Below are 21668 nucleotides of genomic sequence, written 5' to 3' on the forward strand. Positions count from 1 at the left end.
GCGCCGCAGTTGGCCCCCGTCCACATCCCGTCGGCCGAGACCAGCCGAACCGCTCCACACGCGAGCCGCTGACGCCGTTCGTCCTCGCTCTTCGCCCATCACCCTCGCCTCGCCCTGGAGTCCTTCCATGCCCCGCCCCACCACCACGTCCGGACTGCCCTCGGGCTGGCTGACCCGCTGCTACCTGCTCCGGGCCGCCGACGGCGTGGCCGGCACCACCGTCATGTACGCCGTGCCCCTGATCATCCTCACCACCACCGGCTCGGCAGCCCTGACGGGTCTGGCGTTCCTGCTGGAATGGCTGCCCCGGCTGCTGACCATGGTCGGCGCCGGACCGCTCGTCGACCGGCACCGCCCAGAGCGGGTATTCGCCTACGTCTCCGTGCTGCGCACCCTGGCGGCCGTGACCACCGGCATCGCCCTCCTCCTGGGGGACGGCAGCGCGGCGAGCGCGGTCGTGATGGGGTTCGGCGTGCTGTCCGGCATGCTGACCGAGGTCTCGTTCCTGACCGTGGAGTCGCTCGGCGCGCAAGCCAGCCGGCACGCCGCCGACCGGGCACACCGGGTTCAGACGGTGCTGGTCGGCATCGACCAGTCCGCCCTGCTGGCCGGACCCCTCCTCGGCGGCCTACTGCTGCTCGCCGGACCCACGGTCCTGCTCACCGTGCTCGCCGCGCTGTCCCTCGTCGCCGCCGTCGGCACCCGTGGCCTGCCGCCCACCCTGCGGGCGGCGGACAGCCTGCCGAAGCGGTCGTCCACGCCCTGGGCCGGACTGGCCACCGGCTGCCGAGTGATCGCGGCCCGGCCTGCCCTGGCCTGGCTGGTGGCGTCCATGACCACCTGCGGTCTGGTCTCCGGTGTCCTCCAGGTCAGCGCTCCGATCACGCTGACCAACGACTTCGAGGTCTCCACCGTGACTGCGGGCACCGTGTGGAGCGTCGCCACCGTCCCGTCGCTACTCGCGATCGCCGCGGCCCGCGAGGCCATCGACCGGTACGGCCTGTGGGCCACCGGCCTTGCCGGGGCAGCTGCGCTGTCGGTCGCGGCGCTCACCGCCGCCCTGGCCCCTTCCGCGCTGCTCTACGGCGTCGCGCTGGCGGTACTGCTGTGCGGCGAGGGGGTGTTGAGTGTGGTGCTGCGCACCGCCCGCGCCCGGCTCATCCCGCCCGCTGTGTTCGCCTCGACCCTGGCCGTCACCCTGCTGGCGATCCTCGCCCCGTACCCGCTCGCCGGCGCCATCGTCGCAGTCCTGCCGCCCGAACGGATCCCGGCGTTGGTGCTGACCTGCGCACTGCTGCAGATCGCGGTGACCGCACTCGGATTCCGCGGACTGTGGCACCACCGCGCCGCCTACACCGACTCCAACCACTCTCCGAGCTGTGCCCCGCGCCCGGAGTCACCGCTCCGCGACGCAGCCTGAGCCACCCCGCACATCACCCAGCACAACGGCCGACGGATCATGAAGCCCATTTGCGGCTCAGAGCGAGTTTGCCGACCCGGTGTGCTTGACGCTGCTCGTTGATCCACTGCTCGACCCGGTCCACGGATTCCGCGACTGGTCGATGCGTGGTGTCGAGCAGCTGCGTGCTCCATCGGGGATCACCGGCATTCCACCCGGTCCAGCGGTGCCAGACCATCTCGGGCCAGCCGTCGTGGACGATGACATGGGGCCGATGCCGGGGGCCGAGGGCGTGCTTGCGGTGCCACGCGGCCCAGCCGAGGAAGGCGTCGACCGCCTGGGTGTCCCACCGCCCATGGTCACGCCCGGCGAGGCGAGAGCGCCGGACCTCGTCGGCGACATCGACCAGACACACAGCGATGCCGTCCAGCCGTGGGGCGGAGGGCGCGGCCAGGATTTCACCCAACGGGGACTGTCCGGTGAGCAGCAGGTCGATGCCGCGGTCCTGGTACTCCAGCGCCCGGCGCACCCACATCTCGGTCATGCGATGGCGCCAGTGCCGGTCGGCACCCTCCGGCACACTCAGTTCGTCGAAGTCGTGCACGGCGATCTCCCGGAGCCTGTCAGCCACGGCGTAGGCGAGCGTCGTCTTCCCCGAGCAGCTGGACCCGGTGAGCTTCAACAACATTGCGCCAGGGTGCCAGTGCCACGGCATCTTCCTCGACCGATTTCTGTCGGCGTGGCCGCTGCCGAGCAAACGGATCCTCCCATGCCCTCGATTTCCTGATCAGCGCCCGCTTGTCCTCCCCGACCGTCCGACCTGCGGGGCAAGCCCGCCCCAGGCCGCACTTGCCTGATACGTCGCCTCTCTCGACACGCCTGGCCCAGTCTTGTGCCCTGCCGACACCGTGGGCGCCGCACACCGCCACCACCGCCCGGTCAGGTTCACCGTCCCGCGCTGCACCAGATCAGCCGCGACGGTGTTTCGTCGTACGGGCCGACATCCAGTTCGCCCACGGCAGACGCAAACCACGCGCAACCCGCTTGAGACCACGGCGCGGTCCAAGGGAACGTACGACGGCTCGGAAAGGTCCCAGGTCAACGAAGGGATTCACGTCATGCTCAACACACCGACCGCGCCCGCACCCACCCTCCTCGACCATGCCGAACGGCCGCTGTACCGCGTCGCCCCGCGCTACCTCGCCGGCCCCGGCGAGGACGGCGCGGGCACCGTCATCCAGACCCTGACCGACGCCGGTTGGACCGCTGCGACGTGGATGGACAACACGCGCGTATTCGATCCCAGCCAGCGCTTGGCCCTCGAATTCCTCCCCGAGGCCCAGACCGTGCCGCGCCTCGAAGGCCAGCGCGTGCTGTGGCGACTGTGGGCCCGCCGCGACACCCTCAGCCCCCTGGCCTGGACCGCACTGTTCACCGACGAAACACCCGAAGAGATCCTCCTGCCGATGATCAGCGCACTGGCCACCGCCCCGGACACGGTCCTGGAGCAGGCGCTGCGATACCCCACCCGAACCGAGGCCGATGACGCGACGGTCGTCGCCCCTCTCGCCGCGGCCGGATGGTCTCCTGATCCGACCGAGCAGTCGTCCCACACGTATCACGCGCCGCGACTCCAGGCCCGCCTCACCCACCAACTACCTGGCTGCGACGGTCACTCGGACCACGCGCCCGCCCGCTGGCTAGCCACCGCCCGTCTCATCTACGACGCACCCGCGCAGTGGGCCGCCTCCTTCGACGACACCACACCGACAAGCATCCTCGCCGCCTTCACCACCGCGCTCGCCGACCCGAACCCGGTCGACCGCTACCAACTGCCCCGAGGCGCCGAGGCGTATCTCACCCTCACCCCCGCCTGATCCACACCGCGCCATCCGGTCGGCCCGGACGTCTCTGGGCCGACCGCTCCCTCCCCATGCCCTCTCCACAACGGCCTGTCTTGGCCCACCACCGCGCTCCCTGATAGCCCATCACAAGGACGGGTCGCACTCCCAGCCGTCTCACAAGCACTCGTCCGGCGAGCCCTTCCACCCCACTGCCCCGGCGCCGTGACCACTTCGAGTCCATCTGCAGTGCGGCACCTGGAAGCTCTCCGGGGGCGTCGAGACCTACGTCAACAAGGAGCGCAAGCGACACCTCGCCATCCGCCACGCCGCCGAGCCCGCCGAGGGCTGGGCCGTGCTGCGCCGACTCCTGCGCCTCGACGCCACCTGAGCCTCACGCCGTTCTCTCCCGCCCCTGCCCGTTTCCCGTAGGAGGTCTTCCCGTGTCCCGGTTGCTGACCGTCAGCCAGCTCATCCACCAGCTCCAGACTCTCGACCCCGACCGCCCAGCACTCCTCGCAGTCAACCCCGACTGGCCATTCGCCCATGTCATCGGCCGAATCGTCGAAGGCGAGGGCGACAGTGGCCCGGCCGTGTACATCGCCGAGGACGGACAGCACGGCTACCTTCCGCGATCCGTCGGCGACGCCTTGGGGTGGCACGAGGAGAACTGGGATCCCGGCCTCCACCCCGCAACCGGTGGCGCCGACCAGGAACCGTGGTACCTCGACGCGCAGGACGCCGCGTACCTCGTGACCGAGTTCTTCCACCACCGCGCGGGCTGGACCGCGTACGACACCGATACCGAGGGTGTGTACGCCGCCCCCAACGGTCATCTGACGGTCCGCTGCGCGGACAGCGGCTGGTCCTTCGAAGCCCGCCGTACTCCCGGCGGCGAGGAGGTGTGGCAGGCCGACTTCGGCGCCGCCGTCCCGCCCACCGCCATCAAGGCGTTCGCCGCAGCACTGCTTGGCCCGGAGCCCACTCTCTGATCTCACTCGTCGTGTTGCTGCCCCGCGGACTATTCAGCCCGCGCGGGGCAGCGCTCCATCGTGATCGTCCGCAGCTGGAGGAATCATTCCCCCATACACCACCGCCTGCCCGCCCTTCGTCGCCCTCCGGACTCTGACAACCCACCCGATGCCCGACGGTGTACGCGGAGCCCTCGTCCACCACGTATCCGGCAACCCCACCCACACCCTCAAGGTCAGCTGGTTGCAGGCCGATCGCCCCGGCCGCGTACCGCCCGGCCGGATCCTGCTGAGCTGGACCCGCGCGCAGGACGGCTGTACGAACGTCACGGCCTACCTCGGTCTGCCGGCAGCCGAGGTACTGCTCGCGACCTGGCCTGACAGTGAGGATGTGACGTGGTGACGCTGCTGGCGGGTCTGACCCTTGGCCTGACTGACGTCTCGACTGTCCTGTTTGGGATTTGTCGGCCCGTCGGGCGGCGTCACCACGCACGCGGCCGGACGGGCGTTTGTGACTTCATAGGAGCTTGGTCCAGAAGCCCCGTCACTGTCTTGTCCACCCGCCCGACCGGCGCGTGCCGCCCTCGGAACGGACACGCAAGGACGGACATGACCAGCATGACGCACGATGGCCCGGAGATCACCGGCGGAGTCGACACCCACGGCCTGACCCACCACGCCGCGGTGATCGACTCGGTTGGTCGGCACCTGGCTGACCGGGAGTTCCCGGCCACCATCCGCGGCTACCGAGATCTGCTGGACTGGATGCGTTCGCACGGTGAGCTGGCCGCGGTCGGAGTGGAAGGCACCGGTGCCTACGGTGCCGAACTCGCACGGGTACTGACGGCGGCCGGGGTCACAGTCGTCGACGTGGACCGGCCCGACCGCAAGACTCGGCGGCTGAAGGGCAAGTCGGACCCGATCGACGCCTACGCCGCCGCGACGGCCGTACTGTCCGGCCGGGCTGTTGGCATCCCCAAGAGCCGGGACGGTGCGGTAGAGGCCGTGCGAGTGCTGCGGATCGCGCGCCGCAGTGCCGTGAAGGCCCGCACTCAGGCGATGAACCAGATCCGGGGCCTGCTGGTGTCGGCCCCTGCGATGCTGCGTGAGCAGGTCGCGGGCCTGGACCGAGCCGCGTTGATACGCGCCCTGGCCCGGCTGCGGCCCGGTGATGACTTGTCCCGCCCGCTGGCGGCGACCCGGGCGGCACTGCGACGCCTGGCCTGCCGCCACCAGGCGATGGACGCCGAGATCGCCGGCCTGGATGCCGAGATCGGCCCACTGGTCAAGCGGGCCGCCCCTGCTCTGCTGGAACTGTTCGGTGTCGGCGCCGAGACCGCCGGGCAGCTTCTGGCCTCGGCCGGGGACAACCCGGAGCGGATGCGCTCCGAGGGCGCGTTCGCGCACCTGGCCGGCGTCGCGCCGATCCAGGCGTCGTCCGGCCGCACCCACCGCCACCGTCTCAACCGAGGCGGTGACAGGGCCGCGAACAACGCCCTGTACACGATCGTCTTGACGCGCATGCGCTTTGACGAACGCACGCGCGCTTATGTCGAACGCCGCACAAAGGAAGGGCTCTCCAAGCCGGAGATCATGCGTTGCCTCAAACGGTTCGTCGCCCGCGAGGTCTACCGCGCTCTCACCACCAAACCAACGGGCCAAATCACCCGAACCAACCTCGCTCCAGTGGTTTGACAACCATAGGAGCATCCTGACCGGCGAATGGAGCCACATCGTCCACCCCACCGTCGTCGAGGTGACGGGCCTGCACTCCGCCCTCACCCTCGCCACCTTGATCCTAGAGCTGCTCGCCGGCTAACGCTTCCAGTCCTGCCTGCTGACATCTCGAAAGCCGTAACCGCTCGCGGTGGCGGCCGTCGGCGTACGCTTCCGATGCCACGCGCCGCTGGAATGACCCGTTCCCGATTCTTGCGCTGACTCGACGATGTCGCGACCAGGGCACCGCGTCAGCACTGCGCCCTGTACGGTCAGGCCACCGTCGGCACGAACTGCGAGGGAAAACCGATGCCAGGCCCGGCCGGTTCTCACCACTGCCGCCGGGTCAGGGAAGACGCAGGTGCCAACAAGACTGTCTTGTCGGTTCCAACTAACGTGGCACGGCACAAGGGCGCGCAAGGTGACCCACGAGGGCTCTTGTCGAGTTCTTACCCATTGATCCACTTCTTCCTTCATTTCTTGGGAAAGTCTTGAAGTGGATCAGGGAACTCATCTGCGACTCAAATATCAAGTGACGCCGAGTTCAAAGTGGGTGAAGCGCACAATAGGGACACTCCTAGAGGTCGGCATAACGTAACGACTTTTATGTACCTTCGCGATTTTTTGGGTTTAGGGCGAGCTTCCCGTCTAGCTGTCATGGGTGAGCTGCGCACCTTCCGTGAAGATCAGTTCGTTTCTGTTGGCTCCGCATTGCGGAGTGTCAGGGAGGGAGCTGATCGTGCGTCACAGACCTGCGACCCGTGGCAGACCGAAGAAGAAGAGACAGGCCCGGCGGCTGCGGCATATAGCCATGAGTGTGGTGCTGGCGATGGCGGTGGAGACCGCAGTGATCGCGGAGGACACCGAGATGGCGTTCGCCGTGAGCGCGGGCACCACAGCATCCGAGTCCACATCGTCCGGTTCCTCCCAGGCGTTGGGTCCTGCTCAGGCGCAGGATGAGGCGTCGGCGGTGCTGATGGCCCGTCTGCAGAACCGGAAGATCGAAGTACTGTCCGCGCGGACGACGGACTCGACCACGTGGGCACTGCCCAGTGGGGAGCTGGAGGCCGAGGCGTACGCCGGGCCGATCCGCGTCAAGCAGGGTGGCGTCTGGAAGGACATCGACACCTCGTTGTCCAACAGCGGCGCCGACCTCACGCCGGCAGCGGCAGCCGCGGACATCGCGGTCTCCGACGGCGGTGACACCCAGCTGGCCTCCGTGGCCAAGGGGACGGAGTCCTTCGGGCTGGGCTGGCAGGACAAGCTGCCCACCCCGTCCGTGAAGGGCGACACGGCCTCCTACAACCTGGGCAGCGGGCAAACCCTGTCCGTCACCGCCCTGGCGCAGGGATTCTCGGAGAACATCGAGCTCACCCAGCAGCCCGACAACAACACGGTGTCCTACCGGATTCCGCTCAACCTGGCCGGGCTGAAGCTGTCCCAGGCGGACTCCGGGCACCTGCTGCTGAAGAACGGCGACGGCGACCTGGTGGCCGAGGCGCCCGCCCCGATGATGTGGGACGCGTCCAAGGACCCGGCGTCCGGTGAGTCGGCGCACCAGGAGCGGGTCGCCACGACGATCGAGACCGCCTCGGACGGCTCGCAGACCCTGGTGCTCACCCCGGACAAGGACTTCCTGGCCACCGCGACCTACCCGGTGACCGTGGACCCCACGTCCACGCTGGCGGTCACGACGGACACGTGGGTGCAGAACCCGAACTACCCGGACTCGCAGGTCTCCTCCCAGGAGCTGAAGTCGGGCACGTACGACGCGGGCACGGATGTGGCGCGGTCGTATCTGAAGTTCGACGTGTCGCCGTTCACGGGCAAGCACATCCAGTCAGCGACGATGTCGCTCTACAACTACTACTCGGCCACCTGCTCGACGTCGGGCGCGACCACGGACGCCAAGCGGATCACCTCCTCGTGGTCCTCGACATCGATCACCTGGGGCGCCCAGCCCACCACCACGACCACCAACAAGGCGACGAACACCGGCCACTGGGGCTACGACACTTCCTGCCCCGCCAACTGGTCGAACTGGAACCTACAGGCCATGGTGCAAGACTGGGCCAATGGCGCGACCAACTACGGCCTGCAGCTGGCAAGTGCCAACGAAAACGACTCCACCACCTGGCGCCGGTTCCGTTCGGCCAACTACACCACCGCCGGATACGCACCGAAGCTGGTGGTGACCTACAACTCCTACCCGGCCGTCCCGACCGCGGCCGCGATCTCGCCCTCGGCCGTGAACGCCTACAACGGCAAGCGGTACGTCACCTCGCTGACGCCGACCCTGTCGGCGAAGGTGACGGACGCGGACGGCGGCACGGTCAAGGCCCAGTTCGAGGTGACCCCCGACCCCGCCTACAACGACACCACCTACACGTACACCGCGACCAGCGCGGGCGTGGCGTCCGGCTCCACGGCCAGCCTGGCGATCCCGTCGGCCAACGCCTTCCCGGCGGGCAAACATCTGCGGTTCAGGGTGCGGGGGTATGACTCCACCGACTACGGGTCCTGGACCGGGTACACCACGTTCGTGCTGAACACGGCGCTGCCCGCGGCCCCGACCATCAGCTGTCCCTCGTATCCGCAGGACACGTGGTCGGCGACGGCGCCCGGGGCGGTGACCTGCACCCTGGACACGACCTCGACGGACGGGCAGGGCTTCAAGTGGGGCCTGGACGACCCGTCGATGGCGAAGAGTGTGTACGACACGGTGGACGGCACCGGCGGTGACCCGCTGAACCTCTCCATCACGCCCGCCGACGGCTGGCACACGCTGTACGCGCAGACCATCGACTCGGGCGGCAACCTGTCGTCGACCAACACCAAGTACTCCTTCGGCGTGGGTGCGGACGGTGCCGCGCTGCTCAGCCCCGGCGACGGCGACCGGCCCGCCCGCAGGGTGGCCTTGGCCGCGACCGGCAAGCCCACCTACACCGGTGTCACCTACCAGTACCGCCGCGGTGAGACCGACAGCTGGCACAACGTGCCGCTGGCTGACGTCACGAAGAACAGCGATGGTTCGGCTGTGACGGCCTGGCCGCTGGCTGCCCCCAGTGGTGCGCCGCCCGCTCTGACGTGGAACATCACCACGTCGCTGACCGAGGACGGCCCGGTCGACATCCGTGTCGCGTTCACCGACGGGACCACGACGGGGTACTCGCCGGCGTCGACGGTCACGGTGGACCGCAACGCGGGCACCGCGCCGTCGGATCAGGTCGGTCCGGGTTCGGTCAACGACCTGACGGGCGACTACACCCTGTCGGCGACGGACGCGTCCGCGTTCGGCATGAGTGTGACGCGCACGGCATCGTCGCGGAAGCCGACCGCGGGCGCGGATGCCCAGGGCCAGGTGGCGATCTTCGGCCCGCAGTGGGCAGCTGGCACCACCGCGGACATCACCGACTCCGACTACGCCTATATCCGCCAGACCTCGTCCACCTCGGTGGCGGTCGTGGACGTGGACGGCAACGAGACCGGATTCACCGCCACCTCCGCCAGTGGCTGGAAGAGCGAGCCAGGCGCGGAGGATCTGACCCTGACTGGATCCCTGACCGGTTCGTTCACGCTGAAGGACACCGCCAGCACGACGACCACGTTCACAAAGGTCGACCCCGCCGCCACCACCTGGCAGGTGTCCACCACCTACCTGCCCACCGACAACTCCACCACCAAGGTGGTCTCCGAGAAGGCCGTCAACGGCTCGCTGACCCTGGCACGCCCGAAGTACGTGATCGCGCCGACGTCCGCCGTCGCTTCCTCGACGTGCGAGACGACGCCGTCGACCAAGGGCTGCCGCGTCCTGGAGTACGTGTACGCCGCCTCCACGACCGCCACGCCCTCGGCGTTCGGTGACTACGCGGGCCAGGTGGCCCAGATCAAGCTGTGGATCACCGACCCGGGCGCGGCCTCCGCGACCGCGACGGCGATCGCGCAGTACGCCTACGACGACTCCGGCCGGCTGCGCGAGAGCTGGGACCCGCGGATCAGCCCCGCGCTGAAGACCGCCTACACCTACGACAGCGCCGGCCGGGTCGCCACCCTGACCCCGCCCGGTGAGCTGCCGTGGACCTTCACCTACGGCACGGCCGGCAACGCGGCCACCGCGGGCCCCGGCATGCTGCTCGCCGCCTCGCGCCCCACCCTGGTGGCGGGTTCGAAGACGCAGACCGACGGCGGCACGGCCACGACCAGCCTGGTCTACGACGTACCGCTGACCGGCGCCAACGCCCCCATCCCAGTGGGTGCCACCGACGTTGCGGCCTGGGGCCAGACGGATGTCCCGTCCGACGCGACCGCGGTCTTCCCGCCGGACGCCGTGCCTGCGTCGCACGACGGTTCGGCCCTGACCTCGGCGAACTACGGCCGCGCCTCGATCTCGTACGCGGATGCGTCCGGTCGGGAGGTCAACAGCGCTACGCCGGGCGGACACCTGAGCGTGACCGAGTACGACCACTTGGGCAACACGGTCCGTGAACTGTCCGCGAGCAACCGCGAGCTGTCGCTTGCCAGCAGCGGCGCGGGGCTGTCCGAGCTGACACTGCTCGGGATCAGTGGCTTGTCCACTGCGGACCGTGCGCAGCAGCTATCCACCACGTCCGTGTATTCCAGTGACGGGCAGCGGGAGCTGGAGAGCTTCGGCCCGCTGCACCTGACCACACTGACCGGAGTACTGCACGCCGGGACGGGTGGCACCGACCTGCCGGCAGGCAGTGAGGTGGCGGCGCGCTCGCACACGGTGACCGCCTATGACGAGGGCCGTCCGATCGATGGGACGGCCACGGTGGCCGATGAGCCCACCACGGTCACCACCGGTGCGCATGTGGACGGTTACCCCTCCGACGGCGACACTCGCACCACGAAGACGGCGTACGACTGGGTGAAGGGACTGCCCACCTCGACTACTGACGATCCAGGCGGTCTGAACCTGGTCAAGACCACGTCGTACGACGCAGCGGGCAGGGTCATCAAGACCACGCTGCCCAAGTCGAACGGCACCGACGCCGGTGCGACAGTGACCACCTACTACTCGGCCACCGGTACGGGTGCCTGCAATGGGCGCCCCGAGTGGGCGGACCTGGTGTGCTCCACCGGTCCGGCCGGTGACATCACCGGTGGCGGTACCAACCCCGCCCAGCTGCCCACCAAGACGGTCGAGTACGACCGGTGGGGCAACACCGCCAAGCTGACCGAGACCGCCAACAGTGTGACCCGCACCACCACAACCACCTCCGACGGCGCCGGGCGTCCGACCCTGGTGTCGGTGACCGGCGGAGTGGGCACCGCCGTTGCGGACACCACCACCGCGTACGATCCGGACAGTGGCGACGTTGCCACGGTCACGGCGGGCGGCCTGACCATCACGCATGTCAGTGACATGCTGGGGCGAGAGATCTCCTACAGCGACGGCAGCGGCAACACCGCAGCCACCCAGTACGACGCACTGGACCGCCCCACCCAGGTCGCCGACTCCGCTCCGTCGACCACCACCTACACCTACGACACCACCAAGGACCCGCGCGGTGTGGAAACCTCACGCACCGACTCCGTCGCCGGCACCTTCAACGCCACCTACGACGCGGACGGTGAGCCGGCCACCGAGCAGCTGCCCGGCGGCTACACCCTCACCGTGACCCAGGACGAGACCGGCGCGGAGACCTCCCGGATCTACACCCAGGACAGCGACGGCACCGTCGTCGCCTCCGACACCGCCGACCACTCCATCCACGGCCAGACCGTCAACGACACCGACAGCGCAGGCCAGACCTACGCCCGCGCCTACACCTACGACAACACCGGCCGCCTGACCCAGGCCGACGACACCGCCCCGGACGGGACCTGTACCCGCCGCGGCTACGCCTTCGACGACAACTCCAACCGCACCGCCCTGGCCACCAACGTCAGCGCCGCCGGAGCCGCGTGCACCTCGACCGGTGCGACCAGCACCACCAACACCTACGACAGCGCCAACCGGCTGGTGAACACGGGCATCGTCTACGACGCCTTCGGCCGCACCACCACCCAGGCCACCGGCGCGACCGTCGCCTACTACACCAATGACCTGGTCCAGCAGCAGACCTCCGGCACCAGCCGGCAGACCTGGACCCTGGACGCCGCCCAGCGCCTCGCAGTCTGGACGACGGAGACCGACAACGCCGGCACCTGGACCCAGACCGGCAGCAAGACCAACCACTACGGCGGCGACGGCGACAGCCCCGACTGGATCACAGAGGACACCGCAGGCACCATCACCCGCAACGTCCAGGGCAGCGGCGGCGACCTCGATGCCACCACGGACGCCACGGGCAACACGGTTCTGCAGCTGACCGACATCCACGGCGACGTCACCGTCCAGCTCCCGCTGGACACCACCAAGCCCGTCGTCGCGTCGGCCTACGACGAGTACGGAAACCCCGAGCCCGGCACCGCTACCACCCGCTACGGCTGGCTCGGCGCCAAACAGCGCTCCGGCGAAACCCCAACTGGAGACATTCTCATGGGTGTCCGCCTCTACGAGCCGGGCACTGGACGCTTCCAGTCCATCGACCCGGTTCCCGGAGGAGGAGACAACGCCTACGGATATCCCTGCGACCCTGTCAACCAGTTCGATCTGAACGGCAAGTGGTGGGGCACTCATTGGCTGCGCATTATGTGGCGGAACAGACATGTGCAATCCGTTGCAAACAAGGTTGTTGCCGTGGGTGCAATTTTCCCGTACGCGGTGTACGCCGGCTCGTACTACCTGCGGCACCACCATATGAGTCGCCGTCAACGCCGAGGCTTGAGTGGTCGCCTCCTCCGGAAGGTCGAGTACTACAGCCTTGGCGTGGACGAGCGGCTGGACGCTTTCAAGCGGCACCATCTCGGTAGGCATGAGAGCAACTACGATGAGCACATGCGTGGCAGTTACTGTCCGAGATTCATGTACCGCTGGCGTTCCTGCCGCCCCGGCGGCAGCTTGTACGGATGGCTGCCCGGCTCGTACAGGAAGCACGGACGGGTCCACCGGGACTACTGACGATTGATTCCGGGCCGGGGGCTCGATGAGCCCCCGGCCCGCTCCAAGATTGGACGATGACGGTGACCTGGATATTCAATCGGCCTTATCGGTGTAGCGGGAATATAGTGGCTGCCCCCCTTTGCGGCCTCATCATGCTGACGGCAACCGCGTGCGCTGCCGATGCGACCGATCCCGACAATGTGGCTCCCGTGCGTTTGGTGAACGACACCTCCGACAGAATTCATGTCTCCTGGTGCTCGGGGGAGGATTCCCACTGCAAGGAGCGTCAAGGACTCGGTGAATTGAGACCCGAAGGGCGTGCGGAATACAAGATCTCTTCTTCTGAGATCGTATTCCGTCTCGAGATGGGTGGCGGAACTGTGAAGTATCTCTGCAAAGACGACGCTGAAGGATCGACGATGAATGTGTCAAAATCTGTTTCTGACCTCCAGTCGGCCTACAAGAATTGCGGTTGATCGATGCGCCGTCTTGCTGCGCTGCTGATAGCGTCCGCCCTCCTGCTTGTGGGGTGCAGCAGCGAATCCTCATCTGATCAGCGGCGGCCTGACGGCTGGCACCGGCCGCTTACGGCCCCTTCGGTGTCCGCTCACGCGAAGGCCGTGCCGGCCATGGTGACCACGGATGCCGTGCTGCCCACCGTTTCAGGACGGTTCGGGCGCCCGGCCGCGATCTCGGTTCCGAAGTCCGCGCCGAGCGGCAAGTTCGTCGTCGCGCCGCAGACGCAGGGGCGGGGACGGTCGGCACACACCGGCGACGTGGTCGTCGTCCGCTACACCGCCGTAGTGTGGCGCACCGGCAAGGCGCTTCCCGGCCCGTACGACAAGGGGGCCCGGCCGCAGGTGTTCGCCGTCGGGCGGGGTGCAACGCTGCCCGCCCTGGACCGGGCCGTGCAGGGCCAGCGCGCGGGGAGCCGGGTCCTGGTCGTGGCACCCCCCACGGCCGCGTACGGCACGACCGGCAGCGCGCAGTTCCATGTCACTGGCAAGGACACTGTCGTGTTCGCCGTCGACCTCCTGAACGTCATAGGCGCCCACGCCACCGTCCCCGGCAAACAGGAGCCGATCTCCGATGCCCTGCCCGAGGTGCACATGCATCGGGGCGACGGCACCGTCACCCTCACCGTCCCCGATCGGGCCGCCCCCAAGGGCCTGGTCGTCCAGCGCCTGGTGGACGGCACCGGCCCGGTGGTGAAGACCGGGCAGACCCTGGTACTCCAGCATTCCTCGGCTGCTTGGGAGGCCGCCCGCGGCAAGGACGAGGCAGACCTCTTCCTCAGCTCCCACGCGGACGGCGGCCCACTGCCCGTCGTGATCGGCCAGGGCAACGTCATCGCAGGCTGGGACCGCGCCCTGGTCGGCCAGCGGATCGGCAGCCGCGTCCTCGCCGTCATCCCCGCGAACCTGGGGTACGGTCCACATCCCCCGAAGGGCCTGGCACCCGGCACCACCGTGATCTCCGTCCTCGACATCCTCGCCGCCACCTGAGACCACGCTGAGCTTGGCATCTAACCTCGCTCTTTCGGCGGGCCGGTGACCTGCGGCGTTTCCGAGACATGGGCAGCGGCCGTCTGTGATTCTCGGAATTGCTGAAGTCCCGAGTACAGAACGGCCGCTGATGACGAGCGTTCCGGACGGTGCTTCCGGCGTCGACCCACTGCCCGTGTTGTCCAGGTTCCGGATCGAGTTCTACGAGTGCCTGTACGCCCGCGCCGACGTGCTTTTCGAGTTCGCCGACGCTGTGCTGTGCACCGACGGCCCAGTCAAGACCCTGGTCGAGCTCTCCCTCGCGCGCGCGAGATGCGGCGCGGCCACGGCGCCTGTACGCCACGCTCGACCTGGGCTGGTGCGAACCCGCCTGGTTACGCCGCACACTGGTCGACTAGCCACCCAGACAGCTCGCCCTGCGGGTCGAGGGAACAGGCGTCACCTTCATATTCCGGGCTGAGACCGACTCCGAGCCCTTCCTGGAGAGTGTCGACCACCGGATCAACAGCCACGAGTGCACACCGCCGGCAACCGACGCTCCAGATGACGGCTTAGAAGCTGTTGTCTTTCCGGAGTTGGGGACTGCATTTCCACTGGTCGGGCGTAGGGTCGGCGGTCCTGTGGGAGTAGTGGCCTGTCGTGCTGTCGCTGCCTGGGAGGTCGTGGATGCCGTCGGTGGTTGGGCTGTTGGAACAGCGTGAGCTGGGTGCTCGCCGTCGTGTGGACGAGTTGCGGGAGGAGGCCGACCGCATCCAGGCCGAGCTGGCTGTGGCCGAGCGGGAATGGAAGGAGTGGGCCATCGCCCGCTCGCGGGTCGACGAGGTGCTGGCCTTGGTCGACGAAACAATGCAGGACCAGGTCCGGGCCGACCGGACCGCGCCAGTGCCGGATGCGGCGAAGGCGAAGTCGCAGGTGCCGGTGTGGCGGGAGGGGCTGGACAGGTCGGTGCTGTCGGTGGACTACCAGCGCATCCTGGACGTGCTCGCGGACCGGTGCCGGCTCGGTCAAGGGCCGCTGACCTGTCAGGAGATGGCCGCGGGGTTCGGCATGGAGGTGGTGCCGGCGCGTGTGGAGACATTGCGGTCGAAGGCGAAACGACTGGTCGCGCGCGGCTGGCTGGCCGAGCCCGCGCCGGGCCGGTTCACGCCTGCTGCGGGCGTGAGCGGGCAAGGCGGCGGGTCATGAGCAGGGTCATCGACCAGTAGACCATCACCTCGGCGCTGGTGGTGTGCCGCTCGTAGTCGCGTGCCAGGCGGCGGGTGCGCATCAGGTGGGCGAAGAACCGCTCGACGATCCACCGCTTGGGCAGTACCACGAAGCCGCGCATGTCGTCGCTGCGTTTGACGATCGCCAGGACCAGCGCGAGGAAGGCGAGGCAGTAGTCGATGAGGCTGCCGGTGTAGCCGCCATCGGCCCAGACAAGGGTGAGGCGGTGATGCGCGTCGGCCACCTGCGTAAGCAGCACCCGGGCGGCGGCGCGGTCGCCGACATCTGCGGCGGTGACCATCACCCCGAGCAGCAGGCCGAGGGTGTCGACCACGACGTGCCGCTTGCGCCCGTTGACCAGCTTGCCTCCGTCGAACCCGCGGCTGTCCGCACCGACGACCGCGTCCGCCTTCACCGACTGCGAGTCGATCACTCCGGCCGTCGGCTCCGCGTCGCGGCCCACCTCCTCGCGAACCTGCGCACGTAGCCGGTCGTGGAACTCCTTGACCAGGCCATGGTCGCGCCAGCGGCGGAAGAACGCGTACACCCGGTCCCACGGCGGGAAGTCGGCCGGCATCGCCCGCCACTTGATGCCGTTGTCAACGAGGTAGCGGATCGCATCGAGTGCAGCCCGGTGGCAGTACGCCTCCGGCCGGCCACCGCGACCGCGCATCCAGCCCGGCACCGGAAGCAACGGCCGGACGGCCGCCCACTCCGCGTCCGTCATGTCCGACGGGTAGCGCCGCTGCCGCAACCCGTTGTCGACGGCGTTTCCGAACCGGTGAGCCAGGCAGTCACACTCCCAGGTGACCGAGCTGGACTGCCCGGCATTCGGCACGAAAGACTGCTGCATCAAGGGCCTCCTGCTGCTCGGTGATTCGACACCAACGAGCTGTTCAGGAGGCCCTGTCCGTATGCGCCAAGCGCCCCACGATCACCCAATCGGGACTCTCGTTCGACGCGCATCTCTCAAGATCGAAAAAACAACAGCTTCTTAGGCGCGTGATCGAACCCGGCCGGACCGATCGACTGACGGAGTACGACAATCCCGGAGCTTGACAGCGAGACCCGCATATTAGCGGGGTGCCCATGACGATCGCTTATGACCGCACCAAGACCGCGTCATGTCCAGTAACTGCCAGCAAGATCTCCGCCGTACCCCGCAGCCTGGATGGTTGTCTGCAGGCTGTCGTACACCTCACCGCCGGGACCGGTCATCGCCTCGAAGTCGGCGCGGCCCAGCTCGTGCTCGACCCACTGGTGGGCGCAGCGGCAGCGGATGCTGACCTGGTTGCGGTCGCAGATGACCAGCCAGTCGCGGCGGGCTCCGCAGGCCGGGCACATCTGGATGATGCCGGTGATCACCAACTCGCCGGGGTGAGTGGTGCACTGGACCCGGAACTCGCCGTCGTGCGGTTGCGTCTCCTGCTGGAGCCGCAGGAGCGGGTCGTCCGCAGTTGCCGGCTTCGGTATGTCGGTTCTCGTGCGTACCGCGTCGTCGTGCAGCACCAGCGTCAGCTCCTTCGTTGTCGTTTCCAGCCATAACAGGGCCGCCGCCCCGTGTCCAGTGCGTTGAGCTGCGGCTCAGCGCCTCGGCCCGCGCGAGGGAGGGTCCGCAGAGGCAACAGGGGCAGGACTCGTGTCGGTCCTCGCAGAAGTGGTACGTGCCCGGGTGCGGCTGGCCGTGCCGGTCTTGGTGTCCTTGGCGGTACTCGTGGGGCGTCGGCGCGGAGCGTCGGCGGTGGCGGGGAGTTTGCCCAGGCGTCGCATTCGCCAGACGAGTACGTCCGTGACGCTGTCGGCGGTGTCCAGCTCTCGCCACTCGACGGCCTCCTTCAGCAGTGCGGCCGGGTCGTGTCCGGCGCGTTCGGCCTGGTCGAGGGTGGCGGCCAGGGCATCCAAGCCACTGTCGTCGGCGAGTTGATGGTTGGGCAGGGCGGCGTTGATTGTGTCGGTGTAGCGCTGGCGGACCGGCTGCGGGAGCCGCTGGCCCTGCTCGCGCATCGCGCGTATCGGGGTGCGGGCGGCGGCGCGGTAGGCGGCGCGCAGGTGGCGGGCGGCCTGGGCGGAGGCGGCGGCCTGCTGGGCGTGGCCTCGGGCGGAGTGCCAGTGGGCGGCGGCGATGGCGAGCAGGACGAGGGTGGACAGGACCATGGCGGTCGCGCCGCCGTCTTCGCCTCGGCCGAGGGCGTCTCCGGCGCGAACGATGCCTCGGGCGGCGGCGCGTAGGGCGCGGTTGTCCGCGCGCTCGGCGCGGATGTGGGAACGGGTAGCGCGTTCGAAGGCGCGGGCCGCCTCGCGGAGTTCACCGCGGGTGGCGGCGGGCGAGGTCTGGGCGAGGGCGTCGAGGAGTTCGCCGGCGCCGACGAGCTGGGCGGCAGCGTCTTCTTCATCGTCGTCCTGGCCGAGGGCGATGGTGGCGCGTTCGGCAACAAGCGCGGCTCGGCGACGGGCCTGCGAGGGTTGCGGCCGGCTGGAGGACGGCGTGTCCGGGTGGGCAGAGCGCGGTGCCTCGTCGGGATCGTGATCCTGGTCGACGGGTCCGGCGGCAAGACGCTTGCGGATCTTGGGCAGGGAGAGGTCCGGGGCGAGCTTGGAGCCGGGGAACCAGATGGGTTGGCCGTCGCGGTTGCGGTCGCCGGGCAGGGCGACGGTGTAGCCGAGGGTGTCGCCGGACGGGGCGAGGCGCTTGTTGACGCGTAGTCCGGCTTCGGTCAGGCGGGTGAAGAACTCTGCCTCGCCGGCGGCTCCGGCAACCGCCTGACGGACTGTCTCGCGCAGGATCTCGCGCGGGGTGCGGTCGCGGCCGGTGCGCTCGGCTTTGAAGCGTTCTGCGCTGGTGGGGTTCTGTGCAGCGGTTCCGTCGCCGGCGTTGAGTTCGCGCAGGCCCCATTCCTTCTCTATGCGGCGGCACTCGGCCTGCGAGCGCTTGTAGTCGTACGCGTTGCGGGGCTGGCGAAGGTCGCCCCGCACAATGGTGGCGAGGATGTGGATGTGGTCGTTGGCGTGGCGTACGGCCACCCACCGGCATCCGTCCGGATCTCCCTTTTCCGCGATGCCGGTGGCGTGGACGATGCGGCGGGCGACCTCGCCCCACTCAGCGTCGGTGAGGTAGCGGTCGCCCGGGTCGGTGCGTACTGAGCAGTGCCACACGTGGTTCTTGGGGGCGCGGTCGCCGAGTTGGTTCACCCGCAGGTCCAGGACGCAGGTCAGGTCGGTGAGGGTGGCGCCGGGGTCGCGACCGGGGTCGGGGGCGAAGCCGTCGAAGGAGGCGACCTGGTGCGGGTCGACGTGTTCGTCGCGTTTGCCGGGGCTGTAGAGGTAGGCGAGCAGTCCGTGCGTGCGTGAGCCCCGGCTGATGTCCGGGACCATCTACACGCGCTTCCGTACGAGTTCGTGCGCGGCTGCGTCGACCAGGGCGAGGGTGCGGACCAATGTCTTGAGGGCGTGGTCGAGTTGGCCGGGGCGGGGCTGGCCGCCGGCGTTGTGGATGTAGGCGATCTGGTTGATGTTGTTGCCGACGCGGGATATCTGGGCTCGCAGGGCGGCCAGTTCGTCGATGGCGGCGTTGAGCTGGTCGTTGGAGTCGAGCAGGGTGGTGGAACCACGGGCGGCCGAGAGTCCGGCGGTGGCGAGGAAGCCGGAAGGGTAGACGCGGTTGCGGGCTGCGGCGGCGGTGATCTCGGCTTTCTCATCAGCGGTGAAGCGGACGGCGATCACGTCTTCGCGATGCGTTGGCTGGTAGGCGCGGCGGCGAGGGCGACGGTCGGGAAGCGCGGCATCGCTCGCGCTCGGGGAGGCTTCGGCGGCGGAGTCTTCGGTTTCCCCCTCTTCCTGTGGCGCCCCCTGGTGCCGCAGGTCCGGTTGGTTCCCGTGCGCCCCCGCGCGGGAACCAACCGGACCTCCCTCGCTCTCCTGGGCGAGGGCATGCGCCGTGGATATCCCTTTGGGATACCCACGGCAACAGCTTGCTCGGCCGGTGGCCGTCGGAGCCTCCGGCTCCGCTGAGGGAGTGGTGCCCGCCGGGTCGGCGGTCGTCATCGGCTCGACTCCGGGCTTCGACGGCGGACATCTCGCAGGATCTCGGCGACGTAGTCCATCGCCAGGATCGGATGGTGCAGGGTCCATGGCCGCGAGTCGGGCGTACGGTGCACGATCCAGATCCCGTCGGGCCCGGCTTCGGCGCGATGCAGGTGCCCTCGGCGGTGCAGAACGGTCAACCAGGCGTCGACTTCGGCGGCGGTGGCGGGCGTTGTGCGCATGAGCGGCGTCTCCGGTGCGGCAGGCGGTCTTCGTGTGGGTGCGGGGCGGGTGAGGGGGCCGGCCCTCGGTCAGCTCACCTGCCCGCGTGAGGGTGACCGGTCAGTCGGCGATCGTCGTTGGGCTGTCCGGGGTCGTCCCGGAGCGTGCGCATCAGGTCGGTCAGCCGGTCGTTGGACAGCGGCAGCCCCTGTCCGCGGATGGCCTCGGCGACCACCGCGCGGGTGGTCCGGCCGGTCTCGGTGACCGCCCTCCGCGCGATGGGGAGCAGTTGATCCGTGACCGGGTCGGTCACCCGGTCACCGTCGGACGGAGACGACGGACGCGTGACAGAGTTGGTGTCCCTGCTCGGGGTCGCCGGTCGGTCACTTTTCGGGCGAGCGTCTCCGGCCGCTCTGGATTTGGCGTGTCCGCCCTGGTCACCGACCTGGAGAGGTGTCCGGGTGGCCCGGGAAGCTACCCCGGCCACCAACTCGGTGACCGGGTCGGTCGCCGGGGTGGTCGGTTGACCCGAGGTGTCTTGACCGGTTGGTGTCCGGGTGCCCTGACCGGGCTTGTCCGGGGTGACCTGATCGCCGTCGCTGACGTGTCCGGGTGTCCCGGTCAGAGCGGCGTGCTGGTGGCTGGTAGTGACTTGACCGGCGGCTGGAGGCTGCAGGTGTCCGGTGGTCGCCGGTCGCTGGACCTCGATCCGGTCAGCGGAGTGACCAGCGGGGGCCAGGTGTCCGAGAGGAGCCGAGCTCTCCTCGGTGACCCGGCGGGCGATGAGGATGTACAGGTGAACCGCCCCGGCCAGGGCGAGCGGGGCGAGGGTGGACAGGATGCCGACCGTTGTGTCGCCCAGCCGCAGCCTGCCGGTGGTTGTGTGCTGTTCGTTGAGGCGGACGGCGTGCAGGGCGTTGGCCCAGATGCTGGCGGCGGTCGCGGTGCCGAAGAGCGTCCACACGTACACGCGGGCGCCGAGCGGTGCGGCGCGCAGGACCACCAAGGCGCGTACTCCGTAGGCGATGAACCCGTCGATCACCAGCGGGAAGAGGTAGGTGAGGAAACCGCGGACGTGGATGGCTACGGCCATCTGCTGGAGGGCGTCGTACGACAGCGCGCAACCCGCCGCGCCCAGGGCCACGATGGCGGCTCGGTCCCAGCCGGTCATGCGCGCCGGCTTCGGCACGGTGGGGGTCATGCCGCCGCCCGGAGGTCGTCGCGGGACACGGTGGTCTTCTTCTTCGGCCGCCCGCGCTTCTTGGGCTTCGCCGTGGCGATGTCCCGGTTGCGGAGACGGCGGTGGGTGCGTCGGTAGAGCTTGTCGGCGTGCTCTTCGGTGATCTTCAGCAACCAGGCGAGGCGGCCGGCGGGGATGCCGCGCCGGTAGGCGGCCAGGGCGGCGGCCTCGCGTTCCCGGACGGTGAGATGGATGTCGCGTCCGGCGAGTACGGCGTTGACGCGGGCGTAGTCCAGGCGGCGTGGCAGCTTCTTGTGCAGGGGCTCGCGTTCCTCCTCGGTCAGGCCGCCCCGGATGCCGTTGCGGTCCCGGTTCTCCAGGGCGGCGTCCAGGCAGGTGCGGCGGACCGGGCACTGGGTGCACAGCGCCTTGGCAGTGGCGATCTGGTCGAGTTCGTCCGGCTCGGGGAAGAACAGGTCGGGGTCGACATGGTGGTGCTCGGTGGGGCGGCAGGCGGCGCGGTCCTGCCAGGTGTGGTCGCCCAGCGTCCGGAAGTGGGCAGGGGCCATCGAGGTCTTGGGCATGCGCGGGGTGTCTCC

The 21668-nt window shown here is 69.1% G+C and carries 17 protein-coding genes and 1 pseudogene; 10 read left to right on the top strand and 8 right to left on the bottom strand.

What is annotated here, in order from left to right:
• The first annotated feature begins 127 nt into the window (after positions 1-127).
• Positions 128-1420 (top strand): MFS transporter, encoded by a 1293-nt coding sequence (locus tag ACZ79I_RS11345; RefSeq protein ID WP_471496612.1) that lies wholly within the window; start codon positions 128-130, stop codon positions 1418-1420.
• A 37-nt stretch (positions 1421-1457) separates the two neighbouring features.
• Here the strand turns inward: ACZ79I_RS11345 and ACZ79I_RS11350 are convergent, their stop codons facing one another.
• Entirely contained in the window at positions 1458-2087 is a 630-nt protein-coding gene (locus ACZ79I_RS11350; RefSeq protein ID WP_471496614.1) for an ATP-binding protein, read from the bottom strand.
• Positions 2088-2517: 430 nt separating this feature from the next.
• Here ACZ79I_RS11350 and ACZ79I_RS11355 point away from each other — a divergent pair, with 430 nt between their 5' ends.
• The 9 genes and pseudogenes from ACZ79I_RS11355 (at position 2518) to ACZ79I_RS11395 (ending at position 15626) form a co-directional block, all read left to right on the top strand.
• Positions 2518-3276: an SPDY domain-containing protein gene (locus ACZ79I_RS11355; RefSeq protein WP_471496616.1), complete on the top strand. Its 759-nt coding sequence runs from the start codon at positions 2518-2520 to the stop codon at positions 3274-3276.
• 407 nt (positions 3277-3683) lie between these two features.
• On the top strand, positions 3684-4232 hold the full coding sequence (locus tag ACZ79I_RS11360) for a DUF317 domain-containing protein (RefSeq protein WP_471496618.1): 549 nt from the start codon (positions 3684-3686) through the stop codon (positions 4230-4232).
• Positions 4233-4380: 148 nt separating this feature from the next.
• Entirely contained in the window at positions 4381-4614 is a 234-nt protein-coding gene (locus ACZ79I_RS11365) for a hypothetical protein (RefSeq protein WP_471496619.1), read from the top strand.
• 215 nt (positions 4615-4829) lie between these two features.
• The gene (locus tag ACZ79I_RS11370) at positions 4830-5906 is read left to right on the top strand and encodes an IS110 family RNA-guided transposase (RefSeq protein WP_471504874.1); all 1077 of its coding nucleotides are present in this window, start codon (positions 4830-4832) and stop codon (positions 5904-5906) included.
• A gap of 832 nt (positions 5907-6738) precedes the next feature.
• Positions 6739-12954, top strand: coding sequence for a DNRLRE domain-containing protein (locus ACZ79I_RS11375; protein ID WP_471496620.1), 6216 nt, complete (start codon positions 6739-6741; stop codon positions 12952-12954).
• 56 nt (positions 12955-13010) lie between these two features.
• The gene (locus ACZ79I_RS11380) at positions 13011-13412 is read left to right on the top strand and encodes a hypothetical protein (RefSeq protein ID WP_471496622.1); all 402 of its coding nucleotides are present in this window, start codon (positions 13011-13013) and stop codon (positions 13410-13412) included.
• A gap of 123 nt (positions 13413-13535) precedes the next feature.
• Complete coding sequence (locus tag ACZ79I_RS11385) at positions 13536-14441, top strand: FKBP-type peptidyl-prolyl cis-trans isomerase (RefSeq protein WP_471496623.1); 906 nt, start codon at positions 13536-13538, stop codon at positions 14439-14441.
• A 130-nt stretch (positions 14442-14571) separates the two neighbouring features.
• Positions 14572-14836, top strand: a pseudogene (locus ACZ79I_RS11390) (hypothetical protein); the annotation flags it as partial.
• A 271-nt stretch (positions 14837-15107) separates the two neighbouring features.
• Positions 15108-15626: a hypothetical protein gene (locus tag ACZ79I_RS11395; RefSeq protein WP_471493252.1), complete on the top strand. Its 519-nt coding sequence runs from the start codon at positions 15108-15110 to the stop codon at positions 15624-15626.
• On the opposite strand, the gene ACZ79I_RS11400 is transcribed toward ACZ79I_RS11395, so the two are convergent.
• From ACZ79I_RS11400 to ACZ79I_RS11430, 7 genes are all read right to left on the bottom strand, one after another.
• Positions 15583-16500 (bottom strand): IS5 family transposase, encoded by a 918-nt coding sequence (locus ACZ79I_RS11400; protein WP_471493253.1) that lies wholly within the window; start codon positions 16498-16500, stop codon positions 15583-15585. The two genes, ACZ79I_RS11395 and ACZ79I_RS11400, sit on opposite strands and share 44 nt — an antisense overlap.
• 269 nt (positions 16501-16769) lie before the next feature.
• Positions 16770-17156 (bottom strand): hypothetical protein, encoded by a 387-nt coding sequence (locus ACZ79I_RS11405; protein ID WP_471496625.1) that lies wholly within the window; start codon positions 17154-17156, stop codon positions 16770-16772.
• 75 nt (positions 17157-17231) lie between these two features.
• Positions 17232-19019, bottom strand: a complete 1788-nt coding sequence (locus tag ACZ79I_RS11410; RefSeq protein ID WP_471496626.1) for a relaxase/mobilization nuclease domain-containing protein — start codon at positions 19017-19019, stop codon at positions 17232-17234.
• Positions 19020-19367 (bottom strand): plasmid mobilization protein, encoded by a 348-nt coding sequence (locus ACZ79I_RS11415; RefSeq protein ID WP_471496628.1) that lies wholly within the window; start codon positions 19365-19367, stop codon positions 19020-19022.
• A gap of 317 nt (positions 19368-19684) precedes the next feature.
• Entirely contained in the window at positions 19685-19909 is a 225-nt protein-coding gene (locus tag ACZ79I_RS11420) for a hypothetical protein (protein ID WP_471496630.1), read from the bottom strand.
• 74 nt (positions 19910-19983) lie between these two features.
• On the bottom strand, positions 19984-21090 hold the full coding sequence (locus tag ACZ79I_RS11425; protein ID WP_471496631.1) for a DUF2637 domain-containing protein: 1107 nt from the start codon (positions 21088-21090) through the stop codon (positions 19984-19986).
• On the bottom strand, positions 21087-21653 hold the full coding sequence (locus ACZ79I_RS11430) for a WhiB family transcriptional regulator (RefSeq protein WP_471496632.1): 567 nt from the start codon (positions 21651-21653) through the stop codon (positions 21087-21089). The genes ACZ79I_RS11425 and ACZ79I_RS11430 overlap by 4 nt, the downstream gene beginning before the upstream one ends.
• Positions 21654-21668 lie beyond the last annotated feature (15 nt).

It is taken from the genome of Streptomyces sp. PSU-S4-23 (assembly GCF_055632315.1).

Excerpts from the sequence above, each read along its gene's own strand:
- ACZ79I_RS11380 (WP_471496622.1), top strand. The coding sequence starts at position 13,011 with ATGACGGTGACCTGGATATTCAATCGGCCTTATCGGTGTAGCGGGAAT.
- ACZ79I_RS11420 (WP_471496630.1), bottom strand. The coding sequence starts at position 19,909 with ATGCGCACAACGCCCGCCACCGCCGCCGAAGTCGACGCCTGGTTGACC.
- ACZ79I_RS11425 (WP_471496631.1), bottom strand. The coding sequence starts at position 21,090 with ATGACCCCCACCGTGCCGAAGCCGGCGCGCATGACCGGCTGGGACCGA.
- ACZ79I_RS11355 (WP_471496616.1), top strand. The coding sequence starts at position 2,518 with ATGCTCAACACACCGACCGCGCCCGCACCCACCCTCCTCGACCATGCC.
- ACZ79I_RS11370 (WP_471504874.1), top strand. The coding sequence starts at position 4,830 with ATGACGCACGATGGCCCGGAGATCACCGGCGGAGTCGACACCCACGGC.
- ACZ79I_RS11410 (WP_471496626.1), bottom strand. The coding sequence starts at position 19,019 with ATGGTCCCGGACATCAGCCGGGGCTCACGCACGCACGGACTGCTCGCC.
- ACZ79I_RS11345 (WP_471496612.1), top strand. The coding sequence starts at position 128 with ATGCCCCGCCCCACCACCACGTCCGGACTGCCCTCGGGCTGGCTGACC.
- ACZ79I_RS11430 (WP_471496632.1), bottom strand. The coding sequence starts at position 21,653 with ATGCCCAAGACCTCGATGGCCCCTGCCCACTTCCGGACGCTGGGCGAC.
- ACZ79I_RS11395 (WP_471493252.1), top strand. The coding sequence starts at position 15,108 with ATGCCGTCGGTGGTTGGGCTGTTGGAACAGCGTGAGCTGGGTGCTCGC.
- ACZ79I_RS11365 (WP_471496619.1), top strand. The coding sequence starts at position 4,381 with ATGCCCGACGGTGTACGCGGAGCCCTCGTCCACCACGTATCCGGCAAC.
- ACZ79I_RS11400 (WP_471493253.1), bottom strand. The coding sequence starts at position 16,500 with ATGCAGCAGTCTTTCGTGCCGAATGCCGGGCAGTCCAGCTCGGTCACC.
- ACZ79I_RS11375 (WP_471496620.1), top strand. The coding sequence starts at position 6,739 with ATGAGTGTGGTGCTGGCGATGGCGGTGGAGACCGCAGTGATCGCGGAG.
- ACZ79I_RS11350 (WP_471496614.1), bottom strand. The coding sequence starts at position 2,087 with ATGTTGTTGAAGCTCACCGGGTCCAGCTGCTCGGGGAAGACGACGCTC.